Origin of the sequence: Duganella sp. P38 (genome assembly GCF_050859475.1) — a bacterium.
GTDB lineage: Bacteria > Pseudomonadota > Gammaproteobacteria > Burkholderiales > Burkholderiaceae_D > Rugamonas.
Genome location: NZ_CP193936.1, coordinates 5018570 through 5041544, shown reverse-complemented (window position 1 = coordinate 5041544; position 22975 = coordinate 5018570). Strand labels below are relative to the sequence as shown.

At 63.0% G+C, this 22975-nt stretch carries 22 protein-coding genes, 1 tRNA gene and 4 pseudogenes; 2 read left to right on the top strand and 25 right to left on the bottom strand.

Going from position 1 to position 22975, the window contains the following annotated elements; genetic code table 11:
- Positions 1 to 35: 35 nt before the first annotated feature.
- The 5 genes and pseudogenes from ACRQ5J_RS23460 to ACRQ5J_RS23440 all read right to left on the bottom strand — a co-directional run bounded on the left by ACRQ5J_RS23460 (position 36) and on the right by ACRQ5J_RS23440 (position 4262).
- Positions 36 to 1085 carry an aldo/keto reductase gene (locus ACRQ5J_RS23460; RefSeq protein ID WP_432380256.1) on the bottom strand — a complete coding sequence of 350 codons (1050 nt, stop codon included), beginning with the start codon at positions 1083 to 1085 and terminating at the stop codon, positions 36 to 38.
- A gap of 12 nt (positions 1086 to 1097) precedes the next feature.
- Positions 1098 to 2136, bottom strand: a pseudogene (locus ACRQ5J_RS23455) (quinone-dependent dihydroorotate dehydrogenase).
- Positions 2137 to 2172: 36 nt separating this feature from the next.
- Positions 2173 to 2901 carry an arginyltransferase gene (locus ACRQ5J_RS23450; protein WP_432380254.1) on the bottom strand — a complete coding sequence of 243 codons (729 nt, stop codon included), beginning with the start codon at positions 2899 to 2901 and terminating at the stop codon, positions 2173 to 2175.
- Between the two features lie 37 nt (positions 2902 to 2938).
- Positions 2939 to 3667: a leucyl/phenylalanyl-tRNA--protein transferase gene (aat, locus tag ACRQ5J_RS23445; protein WP_432380253.1), complete on the bottom strand. Its 729-nt coding sequence runs from the start codon at positions 3665 to 3667 to the stop codon at positions 2939 to 2941.
- A gap of 10 nt (positions 3668 to 3677) precedes the next feature.
- Positions 3678 to 4262, bottom strand: a complete 585-nt coding sequence (locus ACRQ5J_RS23440) for an NUDIX hydrolase (protein ID WP_432380251.1) — start codon at positions 4260 to 4262, stop codon at positions 3678 to 3680.
- Between the two features lie 162 nt (positions 4263 to 4424).
- Here ACRQ5J_RS23440 and ACRQ5J_RS23435 point away from each other — a divergent pair.
- Positions 4425 to 4501: transfer RNA gene (locus ACRQ5J_RS23435), tRNA-Met, on the top strand.
- 22 nt (positions 4502 to 4523) lie between these two features.
- Here the strand turns inward: ACRQ5J_RS23435 and ACRQ5J_RS23430 are convergent.
- From ACRQ5J_RS23430 to ACRQ5J_RS23395, 8 genes are all read right to left on the bottom strand, one after another.
- Positions 4524 to 4796 (bottom strand): hypothetical protein, encoded by a 273-nt coding sequence (locus ACRQ5J_RS23430; RefSeq protein ID WP_432380250.1) that lies wholly within the window; start codon positions 4794 to 4796, stop codon positions 4524 to 4526.
- A complete protein-coding gene (locus ACRQ5J_RS23425; protein ID WP_432383715.1) occupies positions 4754 to 4972 on the bottom strand; it encodes a DUF29 family protein in 219 nt (72 codons plus the stop codon). Before ACRQ5J_RS23425 ends, ACRQ5J_RS23430 begins: the two co-directional genes overlap by 43 nt.
- Positions 4918 to 5469 (bottom strand): DUF29 domain-containing protein, encoded by a 552-nt coding sequence (locus tag ACRQ5J_RS23420; protein ID WP_432380248.1) that lies wholly within the window; start codon positions 5467 to 5469, stop codon positions 4918 to 4920. Before ACRQ5J_RS23420 ends, ACRQ5J_RS23425 begins: the two co-directional genes overlap by 55 nt.
- Positions 5470 to 5515: 46 nt before the next feature.
- Entirely contained in the window at positions 5516 to 6559 is a 1044-nt protein-coding gene (locus ACRQ5J_RS23415; protein WP_432380246.1) for a MerR family transcriptional regulator, read from the bottom strand.
- Positions 6560 to 6569: 10 nt separating this feature from the next.
- Positions 6570 to 7409: a class I SAM-dependent methyltransferase gene (locus ACRQ5J_RS23410; protein ID WP_432380244.1), complete on the bottom strand. Its 840-nt coding sequence runs from the start codon at positions 7407 to 7409 to the stop codon at positions 6570 to 6572.
- Between the two features lie 65 nt (positions 7410 to 7474).
- Positions 7475 to 8407: a DNA-3-methyladenine glycosylase family protein gene (locus ACRQ5J_RS23405; protein WP_432380242.1), complete on the bottom strand. Its 933-nt coding sequence runs from the start codon at positions 8405 to 8407 to the stop codon at positions 7475 to 7477.
- Positions 8404 to 9276 (bottom strand): DMT family transporter, encoded by an 873-nt coding sequence (locus ACRQ5J_RS23400; protein WP_432380240.1) that lies wholly within the window; start codon positions 9274 to 9276, stop codon positions 8404 to 8406. The genes ACRQ5J_RS23405 and ACRQ5J_RS23400 overlap by 4 nt, the downstream gene beginning before the upstream one ends.
- A gap of 140 nt (positions 9277 to 9416) precedes the next feature.
- On the bottom strand, positions 9417 to 10439 hold the full coding sequence (locus tag ACRQ5J_RS23395) for an XdhC family protein (RefSeq protein WP_432380238.1): 1023 nt from the start codon (positions 10437 to 10439) through the stop codon (positions 9417 to 9419).
- A gap of 44 nt (positions 10440 to 10483) precedes the next feature.
- Here ACRQ5J_RS23395 and ACRQ5J_RS23390 point away from each other — a divergent pair, with 44 nt between their 5' ends.
- Positions 10484 to 10612: a hypothetical protein gene (locus ACRQ5J_RS23390; protein WP_432380236.1), complete on the top strand. Its 129-nt coding sequence runs from the start codon at positions 10484 to 10486 to the stop codon at positions 10610 to 10612.
- Here ACRQ5J_RS23390 and ACRQ5J_RS23385 read toward each other — a convergent pair.
- From ACRQ5J_RS23385 to ACRQ5J_RS23330, 12 genes and pseudogenes are all read right to left on the bottom strand, one after another.
- Positions 10609 to 11004 carry a surface-adhesin E family protein gene (locus ACRQ5J_RS23385; RefSeq protein WP_432380234.1) on the bottom strand — a complete coding sequence of 132 codons (396 nt, stop codon included), beginning with the start codon at positions 11002 to 11004 and terminating at the stop codon, positions 10609 to 10611. The two genes, ACRQ5J_RS23390 and ACRQ5J_RS23385, sit on opposite strands and share 4 nt — an antisense overlap.
- A gap of 16 nt (positions 11005 to 11020) precedes the next feature.
- Entirely contained in the window at positions 11021 to 12121 is a 1101-nt protein-coding gene (locus ACRQ5J_RS23380; RefSeq protein ID WP_432380233.1) for a M48 family metalloprotease, read from the bottom strand.
- Positions 12122 to 12142: 21 nt separating this feature from the next.
- Positions 12143 to 12592 carry a dUTP diphosphatase gene (dut, locus tag ACRQ5J_RS23375; RefSeq protein ID WP_432380232.1) on the bottom strand — a complete coding sequence of 150 codons (450 nt, stop codon included), beginning with the start codon at positions 12590 to 12592 and terminating at the stop codon, positions 12143 to 12145.
- A pseudogene (coaBC, locus tag ACRQ5J_RS23370) lies at positions 12593 to 13814 on the bottom strand (bifunctional phosphopantothenoylcysteine decarboxylase/phosphopantothenate--cysteine ligase CoaBC).
- Between the two features lie 15 nt (positions 13815 to 13829).
- Positions 13830 to 14366: a signal peptidase II gene (gene lspA / locus ACRQ5J_RS23365; RefSeq protein WP_432380230.1), complete on the bottom strand. Its 537-nt coding sequence runs from the start codon at positions 14364 to 14366 to the stop codon at positions 13830 to 13832.
- Positions 14367 to 14458: 92 nt separating this feature from the next.
- Positions 14459 to 17326, bottom strand: a pseudogene (gene ileS / locus ACRQ5J_RS23360) (isoleucine--tRNA ligase).
- Positions 17327 to 17389: 63 nt separating this feature from the next.
- Positions 17390 to 18346, bottom strand: a complete 957-nt coding sequence (locus ACRQ5J_RS23355) for a bifunctional riboflavin kinase/FAD synthetase (RefSeq protein WP_432380229.1) — start codon at positions 18344 to 18346, stop codon at positions 17390 to 17392.
- 496 nt (positions 18347 to 18842) lie between these two features.
- Positions 18843 to 20029: pseudogene (locus tag ACRQ5J_RS23350) on the bottom strand (tetratricopeptide repeat protein).
- A 107-nt stretch (positions 20030 to 20136) separates the two neighbouring features.
- Positions 20137 to 20568, bottom strand: a complete 432-nt coding sequence (locus tag ACRQ5J_RS23345) for an ExbD/TolR family protein (protein WP_202412810.1) — start codon at positions 20566 to 20568, stop codon at positions 20137 to 20139.
- A gap of 60 nt (positions 20569 to 20628) precedes the next feature.
- On the bottom strand, positions 20629 to 21057 hold the full coding sequence (locus ACRQ5J_RS23340; RefSeq protein WP_432380227.1) for an ExbD/TolR family protein: 429 nt from the start codon (positions 21055 to 21057) through the stop codon (positions 20629 to 20631).
- A gap of 6 nt (positions 21058 to 21063) precedes the next feature.
- Positions 21064 to 21981: a MotA/TolQ/ExbB proton channel family protein gene (locus tag ACRQ5J_RS23335; RefSeq protein WP_432380225.1), complete on the bottom strand. Its 918-nt coding sequence runs from the start codon at positions 21979 to 21981 to the stop codon at positions 21064 to 21066.
- An 84-nt stretch (positions 21982 to 22065) separates the two neighbouring features.
- On the bottom strand, positions 22066 to 22728 hold the full coding sequence (locus ACRQ5J_RS23330; RefSeq protein WP_432380223.1) for an energy transducer TonB: 663 nt from the start codon (positions 22726 to 22728) through the stop codon (positions 22066 to 22068).
- Between the last annotated feature and the right edge of the window lie 247 nt (positions 22729 to 22975).

Sequence of the window (22975 nt, the reverse complement as noted above, 5' to 3'; positions counted from 1 at the left end):
GGATTCCCGCCTGCGTGGGAATGACGGGGGCGGGGTTACTGGCCGGGGTTGGTGATTTCGGCGTGGATCAGGTCAACCTGTCTGACCAGCTCCGGCGGCAGCGCGACGGCGTAGGCGTCGATATTGTGCTTGAGCTGCTCCACGCTGGTGGCGCCAATAATGGTCGAGGCCACAAACCAGCGCGAATAGCACCACGCCAGCGCCAGCTGCGCCGGCGTCAGGCCGTGCTCGCGCGCCAGCTGGGCGTAGCGCCGCGCTGCCTCGACTGTAGCGGGACGCACATAGCGCGGGCTCCAGTTGGCCGGGAAAATCGTCAGCCGGCCGTGCGCCTTCGGATCGTCGATGTACTTGCCGCTCAGCTGGCCGAAAGCCAGCGGACTGTACGCCAGCAGGCTGACGTTCTCGCGGTAGCAAGTCTCGTCCAGCAAGCTGGTTTCGTAGTGGCGCGCGGTCAGGTTGTACAGGTTCTGGATGGTGGCGATGCGCGGCAGGTTCTTCATCTCGGCCTGCTTGATGAACTGGTTCACGCCCCAGCACGACTCGTTCGATATGCCGATGGCGCCGATCTTGCCGGCCTTGACCAGATCGCCCAGCGCCGCCAGCGTTTCCTCGATCGGCACACAGGCGCGCTCATGCTTCGGATTGAACACATTGTTGCCGAACACCGGCACGTTGCGGCTCGGCCAGTGCAATTGGTATAAATCGATATGGTCGGTTTGCAGCCGTTGCAGGCTGGTATCGACCGCCGCCTTCAGGTTGGCGGCGTCGAAGTTGCGCGCGCGGCCGCCGCGTATCCAGCCGATGCTGGCGTTGGGGCCGGCCGCCTTGGTGGCCAGCACCACCTGGTGACGCAAGCCGGTCTTCTTCAGCCAGGTGCCGATGTAGCGCTCGGTCGCGCCTTGCGTTTCCGCGCGCGTCATCACCGGGTACATCTCTGCGGTGTCGATGAAGTTGATGCCGCGTTCGATGGCGTAGTCGAGCTGCGCGTGCGCTTCCGCTTCGGTGTTCTGCTCGCCCCAGGTCATCGTGCCGAGGCAGATCTTGCTGACCCGCAGATCGCTGCTACCGAGTTGTACCTTGTCCATCGGCGGCTCCTGCTAGTGGCCGCGCACGGCGTCGGCGCAATCCTTGATCAGCGCCGGGCCGGCGTAGATCAGGCCGCTATACAGCTGCACCAGCTGCGCGCCGCACTCCATCTTCACGCGCGCGTCGGCGCCCTGCATGATGCCGCCGACGCCGATGATCGGCAGCGCGTCGCCCAGCTCGGCCTTGAGCAGGCGGATCACGGTATTCGAGAACTGGAACACCGGCGCGCCCGACAGGCCGCCCGCTTCGGCGCCGTGCAGCATGCCGGTGACGGCGTCGCGGTTGAGCGTGGTGTTGGTGGCGATGACGCCGTCGATCTTGTGGCGCAGCAGCGCGTCGGCGATGTTCTTGACCTGGTCGCCGTCCATGTCCGGCGCGATCTTCAGCGCCAGCGGCACGTAGCGCTGGTGCTGGTCGGCCAGGCGCAGCTGCGCGGTCCTTCAGCGTGCTCAGCAGGCCGTCCAGCTCGGAGCCGCCTTGCAGCTGGCGCAGGTTCTTGGTGTTGGGCGACGAGATATTGACGGTGACGTAGCTGGCGTAAGGGTAGACCTTCTCCAGGCAGTGCAGGTAGTCGTCGGTGGCGTTTTCGATCGGCGTGGCGGCGTTCTTGCCGATGTTCAGGCCCAGCACGCCTTCCTTGTTCTGGTAGAAGCGCGAGGCCTGCACATTGGCGACAAAGGCGTCGACGCCGCCGTTGTTAAAGCCCATGCGGTTGATGATGGCGTGCGCCTCCGGCAGGCGGAACATGCGCGGCTGCGGGTTGCCCGGCTGCGCGCGCGGCGTCACGGTGCCGACTTCGATCGAGCCGAAGCCGAGGTCGGCCAGCGCGTCGATGTAGGCGCCGTCCTTGTCGAGGCCGGCGGCAAGGCCGACCGGGTTCTTGAAGGTGATGCCCATCACGGTGCGCGGATCGGCCTTGGGCTGGGCGACCAGCCTGGTCAGGCCCAGCGCGGCCGCGCGCTTCAGTGCGGGAAGGGTGAAGTGGTGGGCGGCTTCGGCGTCCATCGAGAACAGCATCGGACGGGCCAGGGAATACAGGAATTTGGACATGGGCGGGCGGTTGGTGTGTAATTCGCCCGTATTTTATCAGGCGTCCATGACGCTCCACACGCCTTTTATCCGCGCTTCCAGCGGTTTAAAGTTGGTTTTGTAGCTCATTTTCGGGCTTTCCCGGATCCAGTAGCCCAGATACACATACGGCAGCTTCAGCTCGCGGGCTTGCTCGATCTGCCACAGCACGTTGAAGGTGCCGTACGAGGCGCCCTCGACATCCGGGTCGAAAAAGGTGTACACCGACGACAGGCCGTCCGACAGCACGTCGATGATGCTGACCATGCGCAGCGTGCCGCCCGGCTCGCGGAACTCCACCAGCCGGGTGTTGACGCGGCTTTGCAGCAGGAACTGCGCGTACTGGTCGCGGCTGTCCTGGTCCATGCCGCCGCCGGCGTGGCGCCGGCTCTGGTAGCGCAGGTAGAGGTCGTAATGCTCGTCGGAGAAGGACAGCGTGGCGACGCCGGCGATCAGCTCGCCGTGCTTCATCCACGCGCGCCGCTGGGTGCGGTTGGGCTTGAAGTCGTCGGTCACCACACGCACCGGAATGCAGGCCTGGCACCCGTCGCAATATGGACGATAGGTAAAGATGCCGCTGCGGCGGAAGCCGTTCTTGACCAGTTCGGAATACACGTCGGCGTTGATCAGGTGCGACGGCGTGGCCACCTGCGAGCGCGCCTGGCGCGCGTCCAGGTAGCTGCAAGGGTAGGGCGCCGTGGTGTAAAACTGCAGCGTGGCGAAGGGCAGGTCGTTCAGGTACGTCATGCACGTCCTATCGGCAGGGTTGAGTCTCTATGTTAGCTTAACTGGCTGGGGCGAGTGGTGCAATCGGTTCCCATACAGTGATCTGCGGCAATTCAATACTGTTGCGCAGATGCGCCAGGAATTGCGCGCGCGGTATCGGCGCCGCGCCCAGCGAGGCCAGGTGGCCGGTCTCCTGTTGACAATCGATCATCTGCACGCCGTGCTGGCGCAGGAAGCGCACCGGGTAGGACAAGGCGATCTTCGAGCCGTCGGTGACGCGCGCGAACATCGATTCGCCATAGAACATGCGGCCGATGCTGACGCCGTAGGCGCCGCCGACCAGTTCGCCATCGAGCCACAGTTCGGCCGAGTGCGCGTAGCCCATCTTGTGCAGGCCGCTGTAGCCGGCGATGATCTCTTCTGAAATCCAGGTGCCGGGGCCGTCGCGGCGCGGCGCGGCGCAGGCGCGCATCACTTGCTCGAAGGCGCTGTCGAAGCGCACTTGCCAGCGCCCGCCTTGCTCCATGCTGCGTTGGACTTTGCGCAAGGTTTTCTTTAATGAATCACTGATGCGGAATTGGTCCGTCATCAGCACCATGCGCGGGTCGGTGCTCCACCACAGGATGGGCTGGCCTTCGGAGAACCACGGGAAGATGCCGTGCCGGTAGGCCATCAGCAATCGCTGCGGCGACAGGTCGGCGCCGGCGGCCAGCAGGCCGGGCGCGTCCGTCGTCAGCGCGGTGGCCACGTCGGGGAACGGCGTATGGGTGTCGAGCCACGGAATCATGGGTGCCGCGTCACGTCGTCGGTTCGATGTCGGCGCGCATGGCGCGCGTGATGTCCTGCGTGTGGAAGCCGTAGCTGCCGCCTTCACGGATTTTGACGCGGTCGGCGAAAAACAGTTCCAGCGTGGTGCGGATGGTGGGGAAAGCCAGGTCGTCCCACGGAATCTCCTGCTCGCTGAACAGTTGCACTTCCAGGCTTTCCTCGCCGGGCTGGAAGTCGAGGTCGAGCAGCTCGGCCAGATAGAACATGTGGACCTGGTGTACGTGGGCGACGTTGAGCAGCGTGAACAGATTGCCAAGCTTGATGTTGGCGCCGGCTTCCTCCTGGGTTTCGCGCGCGGCCGCCTCGGCCGTGGTTTCGTTGTTTTCCATGAAGCCGGCCGGCAGCGTCCAATAGCCGTAGCGCGGCTCGATCGCGCGCTTGCACAGCAGCAGCTTCAGTTCGCCGTCGCGCTCCCACACCGGAATCGCGCCCAGCACCATTTTCGGATTCTGGTAATGGATGGCGGCGCAGTTGGCGCACACATAGCGGGGACGGTTATCGCCGGCCGGGATGCTGAGGCTGACGGGGGAGGCGCATTCGGAGCAGTATTTCATAAACAATCGTTCAAGTCGGTTTTATGCTTACTTTACACCGATTGCCGCCCGCACGGCATGGGCGCGGGGCTGCAGGTTTGGCATTTATTCGATCTATCGCGCTTGTTTTAGGGATTGATATTGCCTAAACGGCCGATCTGCCCTATAATACTGCCTATCAGACGCGGGGTGGAGCAGTCTGGCAGCTCGTCGGGCTCATAACCCGAAGGTCACAGGTTCAAATCCTGTCCCCGCAACCAAATTCCAAAGCCGTTGATACCGTCAGGGATCAGCGGCTTTTTCGTTTTCGCCCGGAAAGAAGTCCTCGTCGAGGATTTGCCGCTTGGTAAAGGCGCACTTTCGGGGAAAGATCGACGGCGGCAGCCTGGTGGTTGTGAATGGTATGCGTCCAGCGCCTGCAGATCCGTTGCGGCTGATATTGGTATTTGAGCAGGTGACCAGCTGATCGTATTTGCCGGCGCGCAGCAGGGCTATCTGGGTATCGGTCCAGATCAGCGCATCGGTTTGGTAGAGGTTGTTGAGATGGTCGTCCATGGCATGAAGTCCTGATTGAGTAATTGCTCCTTGGTGTAGGGCAGGTTTTCCGGCAGCGCGGAGCGTGACAGCCTGGCCCTGGCGGTCAGACGGTCCGCTGCTTGCGTGTATGCCGCTGCGATCAAGTTGTCCAACAGTGGCGCGATGCTTGGCATGCGCGCGATGCTTTGCCGGATGCGGTGACGATGTGTGAATAGCTTGCTCCGTGACTGGCCCGACAGTCGCTCGGGATACAGCTTGATTGAGGAAGCCGTATAGCATCTTTTCTATGTGTTTTTACGCCGGGTGGGAACATCGCTGGCGGCAAGCCTGTCTGCAACGCGGCCAGATCGCGCGCCATGTCATAAGCGTTGAGGATGCAGTCATCCATTGTGCGGCGCAGGCTGGGCGTTTTTTTCAGCAACCGGTGGATGCGCTTGCGTTGCTCGACGATCGTACCAATCCAGCTACCGCTGATATGATCCGGCTGGATCTGGAATTTGAGCAGGTGGATGGGCAGCACTTCCATCCTGTGCTCCAGTGCGTCCCGCTTGCGATCGCCCATGGCGTCGAGTTCCTCGATGAGATTGGGCAGATCAAGTCGCTCGAAATCGCGCGCCAGCAGCTGCTCGGCCTGGCGGTATGCCCACCGGCAGAAATCCGCGTCATACAGATTGTTGAGATGCTCGTCCATAGCGCACCATCATATGGCGGTAAATGGACCTTCACTGTATGCCGGATCAAACAGGTGGGCAAGCAGCCACGGCCTTGCGGATGTAGTCGACGGTGGCTTCGCTGACCCATGTGCCCCGCAGCAGTTCAGGTTCGTTGTCGTGGGCGAGGTCGATTCTTGCCTGCATGTCCGGGCTGTCGCCCATGCGCTCGCGCATCATGCGCTGCCATTCGCGCGCCAGCGATTGCGATGTCGGGTCCTCCGGCGGCACACCATTGTCCATCTGGCGTTGCAGGTTGAGGTAAAGCGTCGTCGATTCGTCGGAGGTCTGCCTGCTGGTGGTGGCCCGCAGTTGCCGCATTTCGTCTGCGGTCAGATACTTGGCATAGATGGCCATCTTGCGGGCCATGAACGCTTCGCCCAGATAAATATATTGCCGCACCTTTTGACTGATGGGCGAATGCTCGCCGGCCTCCTTCTGCTGCTTGAGCATGGCGGTCATGCGCAGTGCGAATTTCAGATCGGCGCCGGTCTCCTGCTCCAGCGTTTCCATCCAGCGCTGCGCCAGTGCGCTGGCTTCGTCGCTGTCGGCTGGCACGCCGCGTGCCATCAACGAGCTCAGTTCTTCCGTCATGCCACGCCAGTTGGCGTTGCGGCGTGCGTCCTGCTGCCAGAAGGGCAGACGGCGCAGTTCTTCGGGCGTGAAGTATTGTTCGTAGAGTTTCATGTGTTCCAGCGCGCCGAGCCAGTCTTCCAGTGCGGGATCGCTGTCGCCCCGCATTTGCTGTTGCAGGCGGCCGAGTTGTTCGCGCAGCGTGGTGGCTTGCCTGATCTGCTGATCCAGCGCGGCGATCTGCTGGGCGACGATGTCGGCAAATTGCGCGTCGTCGCTGGCGAGGAAGGTGGCGATGTCCGCCAGCGACATGCCGAACTTGCGCAGCGCCTGAATCTTGTGCAGGCGCGCGACGTCGTCCCGGTTGTAGAGGCGGTAGCCGGAATCGGCGCGCGCCGATGGCGTCAGCAGGCCGATGTCGTCGTAGTGGTGCAGCGCGCGGACAGTCAGGCCGGAGCGCGCCGCCAGTTCGCCGATTTTGAGAACGCTTTTTTCCATGCGCGCTAGTTTAAACCGTCGCGCGGATCAGGCGAAAAATCCCGCTCAGGCGCGGGCCGTACAGCGCGGCCAGTTCTTCAGGTCCGAAGTGCTCAATGCGGTGGAAGCCGTGGTGCCGCAGCATGTGTTCCAGCAGTTGCGGCTCGAAGCTGCTGTGCAGGTACTCGCCTTGCGCAGCGAGCGAGGCGGCGACGAAATCGAGGCCGGCGCGTTCATCATCGCCGAGGTGCTTGCGGTGCACGCAGTAGTCGAAGACGATGCTGCTGCCAGGCGCGCAGTTGGCGATATCGCCCAGCGTGCGCATAACGTCATCCGGCTTGAGATACATGCTCACCCCAAGCCACGAGAAGCAGGCCGGTTGCGCGGCGTCGAAGCCTTCGTGTTGAAGCTCGTCCATCAGCGCGTCGCCGCTGAAGTCGACGGCGACGTAGCTGACGTGCGCCGGCTCCGCGATGCCTGCATCGCGCAGGCAGCCGCGCTTCCATTGCAGCATGGCCGGCAGGTCGACTTCATAAATGCGGGCCACCCCCACCCCGTCATTCCCGCGCAGGCGGGAATCCATGCTGAGCGACGGCTGCCGATAAGCATACGTATCCAACCCTGCGCCGAGGATAACGTACTGCGGTGCGCCTTCCGCACTATCTTCCGCCAGCCGGGCGCGGACGGCCATGGTGGCGCGCATCGCGGCGGCGAGAGGATGCTGCTGGCGCTGGGCGTCGGCGCGCAGTTCGGCCTCGCGTTCGGCACCGAGAATGCGCAGGGCCAGCGGATCGTTGAGGATCAGCGGCGTGTCGTATAGCTGGTGTGCGGCGCGGGCGGTGGCGGTGACCCAGGCGCTGGGCTTGTGCATGGTGCTCTCCTTGTGGTTGATAAGAAGAGCGTAAAGCCTGACGTTACGTGAGGCTCAAGTGGAATTTAGCCGCGCGGATGCAGGCTGGCCCACAAGTGCGCCGCAGCCATGGTGCGGTGGGGGCTGTAGCGGGCGAGGATGTCTTCGGTGCGCTTGATGTCAGGCTTGGTGTCTTCGCCGAGCAGTGTTTGCAGCGCGGCGCGCACGGCGACATCGCCGTGCAGCGAGCAGTCGGCGTAGCCGTAGCCGCGCAGCAGGCCGTAGTTGACGGTCCATGGGCCGATGCCTTTTACGGCCAGCAGGGCCGCGGAGATTTGTCCAATGCTGTTGTCTTGCGCGAGGTCGAGCCGCAGTTCGCCGCTGGCGACCAACTGGGCGAGGCGCAGCAGGGTTTCGGCCTTGGCGCGCGAGAATTTGCGGGTGGTGAGGTCGTCCACCGAAAGCGACGCGGCGCTGCTGGCGTCCGGATAGCACCATAGGCCGCTGCTGTGCTGGCGTCCCGCTTGCAGGATGAAGGTGCGGCGCAGCGCAATCGCAAACGACAGGTTGATCTGCTGGCCGATGATGGCCCAGGTCAGCGCCTCGAACACGGTGGCCGATTGGACGATGCGCAGGCCGGGCTGGCGTTTGACCAACGCGGCGAACAGCTTGTCTTTTTTGACGAAGGCGCAGAAGGGCGCGGGATCGATACGCAGGCCGAGGATGTTCAACACCGCGTCGCGCGCCTGTTGGCGTCCGGCGGCGCCCAGTGTGCCATCCGCATGCAGCGAGACTTTCGCGGTTGCCGTTGGGCGCTGATCGCGCGCTGCGGCTTGCGTGGCGGTGCCTGCGGGCGGCAGCGCGATGTCGAGCAGCACCGGTACGCCGTCCAGCAGCACGCCTTTGCGTAGCCGTTCGGCGCTGACTTGTTCAGCGATGCTTTCGGCGTCGCGGCGGTGGAAGGCCAGTACGTCATCCAGGCGATAATCCGCCGGCAGTTCGATCGCGTAGGGCTTCATGCCGCGCGGCTCCTGAAGCGGAAGCCGGTCACCAGCGCGGTGCCGGTGATGACGATGGCGGCGCCGGCGAAGGTGTACCAGCCGACCGTCTCGCCGAGGAACAGCACGCCCCACAGGATGCCGAACAGCGGGCTAAGGAAAGTCACCGTCAGCGCCGACGATGGCCCGACGTCCTGGATCAAGCGGAAGTAGATCAGGTAGGCCACGCCGCTGCACAGCACCGCCAGCGCGATCACCGCGCCCATGATGCCGACGGTGTGCTCTCCCGGCGCCGGGAAGAACGGCACCACCGGCAGCACCATCAGCGCCGAGGCCCACATCGAGCCATGCGCATTGGCGAACGGCTCGACGGCTTTGGCCTGCCTGGCGTAGTTGCTGGCGATGCCGTAGTTGAAGGAGGCGAACAGCACGGCTGCAATGGCGATGCCGGCGCCCGGCTTGGTGCTGACGTGATCGAAGCCGACCAGCAGCGCGACGCCGCAGGTGCCCAGCGCGAGGCCCAGCAGCACTTTGCCGCTGACCATGGTGCGCGACCACACGGCGGCGATCAAGGTGCCCCACAGCGGCGTGGTGGCGTTGAGCACCGCCAGCACGGAGGCCGACAGCGTGCGCGCGGCGAAGGCGAACATCAGGAAGGGCAGGGCGGAGTTGAACAGGCCGAGGATGAAGTAGTGCTTCCAGTGCTGCTTCCAGTCCAGCGATTTTTTCAGGAAGACGCCGACGATGGCGAGGAAGATGGCGGCGAACAGTACGCGGTATTCGATCAGTACCGCAGCACCCAGCACCGGCGCGGCGATGCGCATGAACAGGAAGGAGCCGCCCCAGATGGCGGCTAGCAGGATAAGGCGTAACAGGTTGGCGGTGCTCATGCGGAATCCAGGATAGAGGCGGCAGGGCGGAATGGCGCTGCCGTCCTCTATTGTCGCGTATCCGCGCGCGCCGCACTAGCCGATTCTTGCGCTGGAATTCGTGGCGACCGCGCGGCTGGTGCGCTGCCGGCGGCGGGGCGCTAGACCGCGCCGCTGTCGGCGACGCAGACGGCGTCGCCCGGCCTGGTCGGCGCGGCGGCGTGGGGGACGATCAGGTTGGTCGGTACGCCGTTTTTGATGGCGGTCATTTCGGCCAGGATGGAGATGGCGATTTCGGACGGCGTCTTGCTGCCGATGTACAGGCCGATCGGGCCATGCAGGCGCTCCAGCTGCTCCGTCGTCAGGTCGAATTCCAGCAGCCGCTCGCGGCGCTTGCTGTTGTTAAGCCGCGAACCGATCGCGCCGACATAGAACGCGTCCGACTTCAGCGCCTCCATCAGCGCCAGGTCGTCCAGCTTCGGATCGTGCGTCAGCGCCACCACCGCGCTGCGGTGGTCGAGGTTCATCGCCAGCACCACGTCGTCCGGCATCTCGTGCACCAGTTGCACGCCGTCGACATGCCAGCCGGCGCGGTACTCCTCCCTCGGATCGCAGACGGTCACGCTGTAATCCATGGCCAGCGCAATCTGCGCCAGAAAGCGCGATAGCTGCCCGGCGCCGATGATCAGCAGCCGCCAGCGCGGGCCGTGCAGCGTCACCATGGCCTGCTCGCTGACCTGCATCTGCGCGCCCGCTGCCGCGTTGGACAGTTCCACCTCACCGGTGCGCAGGTCAAGCCGGCGCTGCACCAGTTCATGGCGCTCCAGCCGTTGCAGCAGCTCGGCAATGCGGCTGCGCGCGGACAGCGGCTCGATCGACAATTCAATCGTGCCGCCGCACGGCAGGCCGAACCGGTGCGCCTCGTCGGCGGTGATGCCATAGCTGACAATTTCCGGCGCCTGGCGGCTGATGCCTTGGTCGCGCACGCGCGCGATCAGGTCATCCTCGATGCAGCCGCCGGAGACGGAGCCGATCACCGTGCCGTCCTCGCAGATGGCCAGCGTGGCGCCGATCGGGCGCGGGCTGGAACCCCAGGTCTTGATGACCGTGATCAGCTCACAGCGGCGCCCGGCCGCAATCCACGCGGCGCTGGTTTTGAGTACTTCAAGGTCGATAGAGTCCATGAATGGAATATACTACGGCTCATTAAACCTTGCAGGGATCGGACATGCCTCAGAAGGAAGATGACGTTACACCCAAATTCGGCCGTTTACTGATCGTGCTGCTGTGTGCAGTGCTGGCCTGCGCCGGGTTGACGTGGGTGATGTCGGCCTACTTCCCCAACTTTCCCGGCTAGTCCTTGCAGGCCGCAACCAGCACGCTGTCGAAGGCGCTGTCGGGCACGATGTCTTCGGGGTTGAACTTCTCGAACTTGTAGTTTTCCACCGGCTCGCCCTTGCCCATCGCTTCCGGATAATAGACCTGCGCCAGCAGGGTGGTGGTGTGCTCCTCGCACGCATACACGTGCAGCATCTTCACCGAGCGATACAGCTTGCCCTCGGGCGTCTTCTGCATGCGGGTAAAGGTTTGCATCGACCAGACCTTGCGCGTCTTCTCGGTCTTGATCAAGCTGGCCTTGTCCATGTAGTAGGTGGCCGCCTTGGCGCCGCCCACCTTGACCCATTGCGCGGCATGCGCCCCGCCGGCCGTCAACATCAGTGCGATTGCGATCAGGCCGGGCTTGTTCATGGCGTTCTCTCAGTGGTTAAGGCACCAGCGGCTGCTTGGCCGCCTGCTTGGTGCGGATCGCCGCCACCGTCTTGTCGATCACGCCGAGACGGTAACTGACGGCAGGGTGGTTGGCAGTATAACCGTTCAGCACCGAGGCCGGATATTGCGTCGCCAGCCGCTGCCAGAAGGCGCGCGCGCCGCTGACGTTGTAGCCGGCGCGCGCCACCATGTACAGCGACAGGTTGTCGGCCGCCGCGTCCAGCTCCTGCGGCATCGGCTTGACGCCAGCGGTGCCGATCAGCATCGACAGGTCGGGCCGCACCGCGACCAGGTTGTCGATGATGCCGCCCACCGTGTAGGCCTGTTTGGTGGTGGCCGCGTGGCCCAGCACATTGTGGGCGATGTCCTTGGCCAGCACGTAGGCGATGGCTTCGTCGCTCTGCGCGAAGTTGACCATGCCGCGCGTGATCATCACGCGCTGGCCGTCCGAATAGGCGTTGATGTTGTCGGCGTTGCCGATGTCGATCTTGAAGGCGCAGGCGCGCGTGACCGGCACGCGCAGCTGCTGGTTGCTGCCGCCGCGCGAAATGGTCAGGGTCAGGATCTTGTTGTTGCTGACCAGCGGGCCGAGAACCGCGGCCGCCTCGGTTTCGGCGTTGGCGCCCACCGGCAGCAGCTTGCCGTCGGCGGCCACCAGCACGTCGCCCTTGCGCAGGCCGGCGCGCGCGGCGCCGCTGCCGGCCAGCACGGTGGCCACTTCCAGGCGCTCGCTGTAATTCAGCACCGCGGCGGCGGCGTCACTGAACTCGCCGGGGTAGGAGTATTTGTTCTTGGCGGTGAAGCCGAGCAGGTTGCGCGCCTGCGTGCGGCACAGGTCCGCATTGTTGATCAACAGCGGGCCGGCGACGCGGTACAGGCGGTCCTGCAGCGCCACCATCTGGCTCAGTTGCTGGCGCGCGGCGGCCATTTTGGCGGTGACGGCCGGCGGCGCTTCGGTGGCGGTGGAGACCACCGCCGGCGCCGCGTCAGGCGCGGACGGTTGCGATTGGAAGGTGGAGCAGCCGGTCAGCGTGGCCGCCGCGCCTGCGACGACCATCGCCAGGGAGAATGTGCCAAATGTATTCGTCTTGTTCATCCCTGCGCTCCGTCTCCGTTCTTAGTGTTTGCCCGTGCTGCCGAAACCGCCGGCGCCGCGTTCGGTGGTGTCGAATTCCTCAACTACATTAAAGCCGACTTGCAGCACCGGCACGATGATCAGCTGCGCCAGGCGTTCCATCGGCTGCAGCGTGAAGGCGCTGTGGCCGCGGTTCCAGGTCGAGATCATCAGCTGGCCCTGATAGTCGGAGTCGATCAAGCCTACCAGATTACCCAGCACGATGCCGTTCTTGTGGCCCATGCCGCTGCGCGGCAGGATCATGGCGGCGTAGCCCGGGTCGCCGACGTGGATCGCCAGGCCGGTGGGAATCAGCACGGTCTGGCCGGCCTCGATCACCAGCGGCGCGTCGATGCAGGCGCGCAGGTCCAGGCCCGCCGAGCCGGGCGTCGCGTAGGCCGGCAGCTGGTCTTTCATGCGTGGATCAAGGATTTTAACGTCTACGTTTTTCATTTATTTAGCGAACAAAGAGTGTTGGGAGATCCGCTTCGAGATCTCGGAAATCAGTTGACGCGCCAGCGTCAGTTTGTCGGCGCGCGGCAGAATCGTGTGGCCGTTCTCGTCGAACAGGATGATGGTGTTGTCGTCCTGGCCGAAGGTGTGGTGGCCGATATTCCCTACTAGCAGGGGGATGCCTTTTTCTCGCGCTTGTCGGCGCCGAATTGGACCAGGTTTTCCGATTCGGCGGCAAAGCCCACGCAGTACGGATGGCCGGCCAGATTGGTGCGCGCGGCAACCGAGGCCAGGATGTCCGGATTCTGCTCGAACTTCAGGTCCGGCGCGGTGCCGTTCGGGTTCTTTTTCAGTTTCTGGTCGCTGGCGTTGGCGATGCGCCAGTCGGCCACCGCCGCCACGGCGATGAAGATGTGCTGATGGTCGACATTGCTCATCACCGCGTCATACATCTGCTGCGCGCTTTGCACGTTGATGCGCTGCACGCCGAACGGCACCGGCAGCGTCACCGGGCCGGAGACCAGCACCACCTCGGCGCCGGCCTCGCGCGCGGCGCGCGCCACGGCGTAGCCCATTTTGCCCGAGGACAGATTGGTGATGCCGCGCACCGGGTCGATCGGCTCGAAGGTTGGGCCCGCGGTAATCAGGATGCGCTTGCCCGCCAGGACTTTCGGCTGGAAGGCGGCGATGACTTCCTCCAGCAGTTGTTCCGGCTCCAGCATGCGGCCCAGGCCCACTTCGCCGCAGGCTTGGTCGCCGGCTGCCGGGCCGAAGATGACGATGCCGTCGTCGCGCAAAGTCTGCACATTGCGCTGGGTCGCCGGGTTTTGCCACATCTCGACGTTCATCGCAGGGGCGATCAGCAGCGGCACATGGCGCGGACGGGCCACGCACATGGTCGACAGCAGGTCGTCGCAGGCGCCGTGCGCCAGCTTGCGGATGAAGTCCGTCGAGCAGGGGGCGATGATGATGGCGTCGGCGTCGCGCGTGACGTCGATGTGGGCCATGTTGTTGTTGACGCGCGCGTCCCACTGGTCGGTATCACCGGGCGGCCCGACAGGGCCTGCATGGTGACCGCCGTGATGAAGTGGGTGGCCGCCTCGGTCATCACCACCTGCACCGTTGCGCCGGCCTTGGTGAAGGAGCGGCACAGTTCCGCCGCCTTGTAGCAGGCCACGCCGCCGGACAGGCCGAGGACGATTTTCTTACCAGTCAGTTCCATCATGATGCTGCTCCGTTATTTGTTCACCCGGCGCAGTTCGTCCAGGATGAACAGGGCGGCGCCGATACAGATGGCCGAATCGGCCACGTTAAACGCCGGGAAGTGGCCCAGGCCAGGCCAGTGGAAATCAAGGAAGTCGACCACGTGGCCGTACAGCAGGCGGTCGATGACGTTGCCGACCGCGCCGCCCAGCACCAGCGACAGCGCCCACGCGAACATGCGCTGGGCACTGTGTTTCTTCAGCAGGTAGATGATGAAGATGGCGGCGCCGATGCCGATGGCGGTGAAGAAGTAACGCTGCCAGCCGCCGCTGTTGCTGAGGAAGCTGAAGGCCGCGCCCTTGTTATACGCCAGCACCAGGTTGAAGAAGGAGGTGATGACCTTTTCCTCGCCGTACTGGAAGGTCTTGTTGACGGTGATCTTGGTCAGCTGGTCGATCAGGATCACCAGCGTGGCGATGCCCAGCCATGGCGTGATGCTGGAGGAGGACTTGGTCGGGAAGATTTTTTGGTGGCCATAAGTTTTCAGTTTTCGCAGCGATCGCTTCGTCATTCCCGCGCAGGCGGGAATCCATGCCGGGCGTCCGCCATCCACTCGGCATGGGCTCCCGCCTGCGCGGGAGCGACGGTATTGTGGGCGGTATCTTAAGCGAACTTGCGTTTTTCGCCCGCACCAAACAGGTTGCTGTAGCAGCGGCCGCACAGCGTAGGGTGGTCCGCATGGGCGCCGACGTCGGCGCGGTAGTGCCAGCAACGCTCGCACTTCCCGGCGGTCGACGCGGCCACGCTCACCGCTTCCTCCGCTTCCGACGCCACTTCCGTCACCGCCGCCAGCGAGGTGATGAAAATGAACTTGAGGTCATCTTCCAGGCTGGCCAGCGCCTTGAACTTGTCGCCGGCCGCCTTGATGCTCAGTTCCGCCTGCAGCGAGGAGCCGATCGCGCCCGAGGTGCGCAGGTCTTCCAGCTGCTTGGTGACGTCGGTGCGCACCGTGCGCAGCGTCGCGTACTTGGCCAGCAGCGCATCGGCGTCGGCCAGTTCGCGGCAGCTGCCACCAGGTCTGCGTGAAGATGGTTTCGTCGCTGGCTTTCCAGCCTTCCGCACCGGCGAAGACTTCCCATGCCTCTTCGGCGGTGAAGGACAGCGCCGGCGCCATCAGGCGCAGCAGGCTTTGCGTCAGGTGGTACAGCGCCGTCTGCGCCGAGCGGCGCGAGGCCGAGGTCACGCCGGTGGTGTACAGGCGGTCCTTCAGGATGTCGAGGTAGAAGCCGCCCAGGTCTTCCGAGCAGTAGTTCTGCAGCTTGGACATCACCGGCTGGAATTCGTACTGCAGGTAGTGCGCTTCGATTTCCTTCTGCAGCGACGCCATGTTGGCGATGGCGTAGCGGTCGATTTCCAGCAGCTCGGCCACCGGCACCGCGTCCTTCGCATAGTCGAAGTCCGACAGGTTGGCCAGCAGGAAGCGCAGCGTGTTGCGGATGCGGCGATACGACTCGGTCACGCGCTTGAGGATCTCGTCGGAGATCGACAGCTCGCCGGTGTAGTCGGTCGAGGCCACCCACAGGCGCAGCATGTCGGCGCCCAGCTTGTTCCACACGTCCTGCGGCGCGACCGTGTTGCCGATCGACTTGGACATCTTCTTGCCTTCGCCGTCGACCACGAAGCCGTGGGTCAGCAGCGCCTTGTAGGGCGGCGCGCCGTTCAGCATCGAGGAGGTCAGCAGCGACGAGTGGAACCAGCCGCGGTGCTGGTCGGAGCCTTCCAGATACAGGTCGGCAGGGAAGGCCGATTGCTCCTTGTGCGAGCCGCGCAGCACCGTCTGGTGCGTGGTGCCCGAGTCGAACCAGACGTCCAGCGTGTCCTTGTTTTTCTCGTAGTGCGCTGCCTCGTCGCCGATCAGGTCTTTCAGGTCCAGCGCCTGCCAGGCGTCGATGCCGCTCTTTTCGATCAGCTGGGCGACCTGCTCCAGCAGTTCCGGGGTGCGCGGATGCAGCGCGCCGGTTTCCTTGTGGACGATGAAGGCCATCGGCACGCCCCACTGGCGCTGGCGCGACAGGGTCCAGTCAGGACGGTTGGCGATCATGCCGTGCAGGCGCGCCTTGCCCCAGTCCGGGAAGAACTGGGTCGCTTCGATGCCTTGCAGCGCGGTTTCGCGCAGCGTGTGGCCGCCGTCCTTCGGCTTCACATCCATGCCGGCGAACCACTGCGAGGTGGCGCGGTAGATGATCGGCGATTTGTGGCGCCAGCAGTGCATATAGCTGTGATCGAACATCTTCAGCTCGAACAGGGCCCCGGCTTCCTTCAACGCGTTGCAGATCGGCTTGGACGCTTCCCAGATCGTCAGGCCGCCGAACAGCGGCAACGTCGAGGCGTATTTACCGTCGCCCATCACCGGCGTCAGGATGTTGGCGTCCTTCATGCCGTGCGCGCGGCAGGAGATAAAGTCGTCCAGGCCATAGGCTGGCGCCGAGTGGACCACGCCGGTGCCGCTGTCGGTGGTCACGTATTCGGCCAGGTACATCGGCGACAGGCGATCGTAGAACGGGTCGGCCGCATGCAGCGGGTGGCGGAAGCCGATATCGGCCAGCGCCGCGCCGTGCGCGGTGGCGATGGTGGTGCCTTCCAGCTTGTAGCGCGCCAGGCAGGATTCGACCAGGTCTTGTGCCAGGATCAGCAGCAAAGGCTGGCCATCGCGCTCGGTCTGCACCAGCGAGTAGATCACTTCCGGGTGCACGTTCAGCGCCTGGTTGGACGGGATGGTCCACGGCGTCGTGGTCCAGATGACGATGTAGCCGTTCTCGGTCGGCAGCTTATCGAGGCTGAAGGCCTTGGCCAGCTTGTCGAATTCGGCGAACTTGAAGCCGACGTCGATGGCCGGATCGCGCTTGTCCTTGTACTCCACTTCCGCCTCGGCCAACGCCGACTGGCAGTCGAAGCACCAGTTGACCGGCTTCAGGCCGCGGTAGACATAGCCCTTGTCCAGCAGCTTGCCGAGCGCGCGCAGTTCGTCGGCCTCGTTGGAGAAGTTCATGGTCAGGTAAGGATTCTGCCATTCGCCCAGCACGCCGAGGCGGATGAAGTCCTTACGCTGGCGGTCAACCTGCTCGTAGGCGTAGGCGCGCGCCTTGGTCAGCACCTCGCCGGTCGGCAGGTTCTTGCCGTATTGTTTTTCGATCTGGATCTCGATCGGCATGCCGTGGCAATCCCAGCCCGGCACGTAAGGCGCGTCGTAGCCGGCCAGCGTGCGGGCCTTGACCACCATGTCCTTCAGGATCTTGTTGACGGCGTGGCCGATGTGGATGTCGCCGTTGGCGTAGGGCGGGCCGTCGTGCAGGATGAATTTAGGGCGGCCGGCGGCGGCCTGCGCACGCGCTCGTAGATTTTCTTGTCTTGCCATTGCTGGACCCAGTTCGGCTCGCGCTTGGCCATATCGCCGCGCATCGGGAACGGGGTTTCGGTCATGTTGACCGGGTATTTACTTTCAGGCTTCTTTGCAGGTTTGTTATCGGACATGGTATGCGTTCAGTGATTTATTCGGAGATTCTGTGTAGCCGGCGCTCGTAGCTGATCGCGCGGTCAAATTCGGTCGGTGGCGCGCTTGGCGAAATAGGCGCGGGCGATGTCGGCGTCGCGGTGGATGGCGGCCGTCAGCGTCGGCAGGTCGACGTATTTTTCCTCATCGCGGATTTTTTGCAGGAATTCGACGCGCACCTGCTTGCCGTAGCAGTTCTGCGCGAAGTCGAACACGTGCACCTCCAGCAGCACGCGGCCGCTGTCGTCGACGGTCGGGCGCACGCCGAGGCTGGCGACGGCCGGCAAGGGCTGCTCGCCCAGGCCGTGCACCTGGACGATGAAGATGCCCGACAGCGCGGGGCGGTGCGGCACGCGCAGGTTCAGCGTCGGGAAGCCGAGCGTGCGGCCCAGTTTCTGGCCGTGGATCACGTGGCCGGAGATGGCGTACGGGTGGCCCAGCAGCGCCTCGGCGTGCGGGAAATCGCCCTCGCCCAGCGCGGCGCGCACGGCGGAGGAGGAGATGCGGGTGCTGCCGTTCATCACGGTCGGCAGCGTCTCGACGTGGAAGCCGTATTTTTCGCCCGCTTCCAGCAGCATCTGCACATTGCCGGCGCGCCGCGCGCCGTAGCAGAAATCGTCGCCGACCATCAGCCATTTGACGTGCAGGCCCTCGACCAGCACCTTCTCGGTGAACTCCTGCGGCGTCAGCGCCGCGAACGAGGACGAGAAATGTTCGACGATGACGCGGTCGATGCCGTTGTCCGACAGCGATTGCAGCTTGTCGCGCAGGTTGGCGATGCGGGCCGGGGCTTTCGACAGGTCGCCGGACTTCTGCGCGAAGAATTCGCGCGGATGGGGTTCGAAGGTCATCACGGCCGCTTCCAGCCCGAGGCGGTCGGCGGCGGCGCGTACGCGGGCCAGCAATGCCTGGTGGCCCAGGTGGACACCGTCAAAGTTGCCGATCGTGAGCGCGCACGGCGCGCGCGCCGCAGCATTGGGAAGACCTCGAAATACCTTCATGGGAACCTGGGGGAAAACTTGTCGCAAATTGGAGATTATACGGGGAATCCCCCAAAGCGAAAAAATCCGTCGTTCCCGCTGAGGGGAACTTGGGGCGCTGTTATCCGTTTACAAACGGAACCTGGCTTGCCGTCGTGTGGTGGCAAGTGGAACCTGAGCTGACGTCATGTGTGCGCAGGTGGAACCTGACCCATCGTCATGTCTCCGCAGGTGGAACCGGACCCGTCGTCATGCGTCCGCAGGTGGAACCGGACCCGTCGTCATGCGTCCGCAAGCGGAACCGGACCCGTCGTCATGCCTCCGCAAGCGGAACCTGCCCCGCCGTCATGTGCCCGCAAGCGGAAACCTGACCCATCGTCATTCCCGCGCAGGCGGGAATCCATGCTGAGCATGCTTCATACGTTCTATGGGTTCCCGCCTGCGCGGGAACGACGGTGGCGAAAAAAGCGCTGTCCGGCGGGGCCGGAACAGCGCTTTGCGCATCAACCGCCCGAAATTACATCGGGTGGTTAATGTTCAGGGTCCAGTAGCGGGCCAGGTCGGCGGTGCCGTCGGTGCCTTTGACGGTTTTCAGCGTAGCCAGCGCGGCGGCTTTCTTGCCGGCGACGTTCTGCGCGATGCCGTAGTGCAGCTTGATCGCTTCAGGGTTGCGGCCGGTGCCCAGCTTGACCGCCTGGTCCATCAGCGCCAGGCCCTTGTCGGCCTTGCCGGCCGACACCAGGCCGTAGCCCAGGTTGGCCAGCGCGTCAGCGTCCTTGGCCTTGACGGCTTCCGCTTCAGCGGCAGCGGCTTTGGCGTCGAACTCGGTCTGGGTCTTGGCGGCCAGGTCTTTCAGACGCTGGTGACGGGCGGCGTCGGTACCGGTGCCCAGTGCGCCTTTTTGTAGCCCTGGTCGATGATCTTGATCGCTTCAGCCGGGTTGTTCGCCTGCAGCGACAGCTGGGCCATTTCCATGTATTCGGCTGGCTTGGTCAGCAGGCCGTTGGCCAGGCGCAGGCGCAGCACGTCCAGCGACAGCGACGACGAGAAGCCCGGCTTGCCGGCCACGCGGTTCAGCAGGTCGGCCCAGTAGCTCGATTTCGGGTAGGAACCGGCCAGTTTTTCCAGCGTCTGCACGTAGCCGGCCTTGTCGTTCTGCTTCAGCTGGATATTGGCCAGCATCTGCAGCGACTGCTCGGAAGCGTTCTTCGACGATTGCAGTTCCTTGGCCGCTTCCGCGTACTTGCCGCTGATGTAGTAGGTCTGGATCAGCAGCTCGCGCATCTGGTTATCGTTCGGATTGTCTTTCAGCGCGCGCTGAATCCAGGTGATGGCCTTAGGGTAGTCCTTGGCGCGGTAGTAGATGCCGGCCAGGGCCTGGGTGAATTTTGGTTGTTCGGCAGCCGACAGCTTGCCGGAGTTGATCACCGATTCGAAGGCCTTGGCGGCTGCGTCGTTATCGCCGGCGGCAGCGGCCGCCGAAGCGCGGGTGCGCTCGATCAGATAGGTTTCGTTGGCGGATTTGCCGCCGACGGCGTCGGTTTCTTTCAGTTTGGCAAGTGCTTCTTTATTCTTGCCGGCCGCGGCCAGTTTCTGTGCTTCTTGCAATGGTTTGCCGATTTCTGCGCGCACCGTTTCTGCTGCGTAGGCGACCGACGAGAAACCTGCGATAGGGGCTGCTGCAGTAAAACCAATAGCGGCCATTACCAGGCCGAGATGAGCGAGACGAAACTTGGTCATGGGTGAGTTTTCTTTCTTCAAAAAAGCAAATAGGCAGGAATGGTCCTGCCTATTATTGTACATGGGACTAATTACTGGAACTGTTCGTTACCGACCAGACCAATCTTGGTCACGCCCAGACGCTGGGCCGAAGCCATGACGCCTGCGACAACTTTGTACGAGACCAGCTTGTTCGGACGCAGATGCACTTCCGGCTGATCCGCTTGCGCGGCGACATCGGTCAGTTTCGCTTCCAGGGTGCCGCGGTCAGGTACAACCACGTTATCCCACAGAATCGTACCGTCGAAGTCGACGTCAATCGTCACGACCACTGGTTCCTTGGTTGGCGGTGGCGGGGTGCCGACCGGCATGTTCAGGTTGACCGAATGGTTGGCTTTTGGAATCGTAATGATCATCATGATAATCAGCACCAGCATCACGTCGATGAGGGGCGTCATATTCATTTCCATCATTGGTTCCGGATCCGCGCCAGCGGCGGCCGGAGAGCCGACATTCATACTCATGATGTTTCCTTTTAAGAAGGGCAGACCTGGCGACCAGGTCTGCGGTGCACTAGCCGGGAATTAACCCTTATCAGGCGGTTCGGTGATGAAGCCGACCTTCTGGATACCAGCACGCTGGGTCGTGTAAATTACCTTGCCGATGGACTCGTACTTGGTTTCTTGGTCACCACGTACGTGTACTTCAGGCTGCGGTACTTTCACAGCTTCCACCTTCAGAAAATCGAACAGCTCATTGGCGTCGCGCATTTTCTTCTGATTCCAGTAGATGTCGCCATCCTTGCTCACAACGATGTTGACGTCTTCCGGCTTGGTCTGAATCACCTGGTTGGTTTCTTCTGGCAGCTGGATCTTGATCAGCTTCAGAACAACCGGGCTCGTGATCAGGAAGATAATCAGCAGAACCAACATGATGTCCACGAGGGGCGTCGTGTTGATTTCTGACATGACGGTATCTTCGTCTCCGGTATCGGAGCCTACGGACATGGACATGATGAATTAGCCTACTTTTTTGGAGCCGGTTGCGGTCGACATTGCGCCCGAGATCAGCACCGAGTGAACGTCAGCCGAGAAGGCACGCACGTCTTCCATTGCCGACTTGTTACGACGTACCAGCCAGTTGTAACCCAGAACGGCTGGAACTGCCACGAACAGACCGAAGGCGGTCATGATCAGCGCTTCACCGACCGGACCTGCCACTTTGTCGATCGAGGCGTTACCCGACATGCCGATGGCGATCAGCGCATTGTAAATACCCCAAACGGTACCGAACAGACCGATGAACGGCGAGGTCGAACCAACGGTTGCCAGGAACGACAGGCCGTCTTGCAGACGCGACTGGACTTTGTCCACAGCGCGCTGGATCGACATGGTCACCCAGGTCGACAGGTCGATTTGTTCCAGCAGGGCGCCGTCGTGGTGGGCGGTGGCCTTGGTGCCGGTTTCAGCGATGAAGCGGAATGGCGAACCTTCGGTCAGGGTAGCCGAACCAGCAGCGATCGACGAAGCTTTCCAGAACTTGGCCGAGGTTTCTTTCGACTGTTTGAAGATCTTGGTCTGGTCGATCAGCTTGGTGATGATGATGTACCACGAACCCATCGACATCAGCGACAGGATGATCAGGGTTGCGCGCGATACGAAACCGGCGTCCCAGACTGCTTTGAAGCCGTATGGGTTTTCCACTTCTTCTGCGCCACCGTGGGCGGCTGGCGCTGCTGCTGGAGCCGCAGCGTCGGCTGCAGGTGCTGCTGCCGCATCTGCTGCTGGTGCTGGCGCTGCTGCATCGGCTGCTGGAGCAGCAGCAGGTGCCGAGGCTTGCTCTTGCGCGAAGGCAGGAGCGCTCACCAGGGCGGTTGCTGCGGTCACCGAGAACAGCACAGCGGCCAGTACAGCGGACAAACGGGTATTCTTAAACATGCTTCCTCCAAATTGATAAAATAATCAGATCGCTGGCGTAATGACAACGAAAATTACTAAGTGAGACGGTCAGTTGTCTCGGTTTTACTCCAGCGTCCAGACGTATTGCATCTGCTGCCAGCCTTCTTGCGGGGTGCCATCTACGGTTGCCGGTTTGAAACGGCATTTCGTGATGCCAGCGACCGCAGCTTTATCGAGGTCCCTGAAGCCACTCGATTTCACTACCTTGCTTTCGGTAACGCGACCGTCAGCGGAAATCAGGAACGACAACTGCACAGTGCCGGTTTCCTCGTTACGCAGGGACGACTTCGGCCATTCCGGTTTGGCGCAAGTGCTGAAGTCGACCACTGCCGCGGTACGCACACCGGTCTTCGGAGGGCCTGGAGGGGCTGCCGGCGGAGCTGGCGGCGCCTTCTGGATCTCGGTGGTGGCCGGTTTAACGTTGGTCGCATTCGCGATCACGTTTTGTGGTGGTGGCGGCTGCTGCACGTTCACCTCAACTGGCGGGATGAATGGCGGTGGTGGTGCCTTCATCTCTGGCGGTGGTGGCGGTGGTGGGAGCTCTTTCGGTGGAGGAGGTTTGACCTCCTCGATGATCTTGGTCTCCACTGGTGCGATCATCTTATGCACCAGACGTGTTCCCAAGCCCGTCACGATCCCATAAGCGACCAGCAAGTGCAACAAAACGACAATCGTTATGCCTGTAAAGTTCTTCCCGGTGCTTTTCTCGTTGTGCGTGAAATTCATGCCTGCTTTCTCCAATACCAACTCTCTTTGGTGCTACTTAAACCCCAAAATGGCGACACAAAACAACAGCCGCATCCGGGACGTCGGCGAATTATACATACGAATTCTTGATTTTACATAGAATTTTCATCCCTAAAACCGGTTAAATTTCATAGGGTTTTCCTATATGGTAGCGCTCCCTTTGCACCGTTCTGGATCAACTTGCAAGTCTCTCCGGCGCATTTTTGGGCGGTGCTGCACCACGACG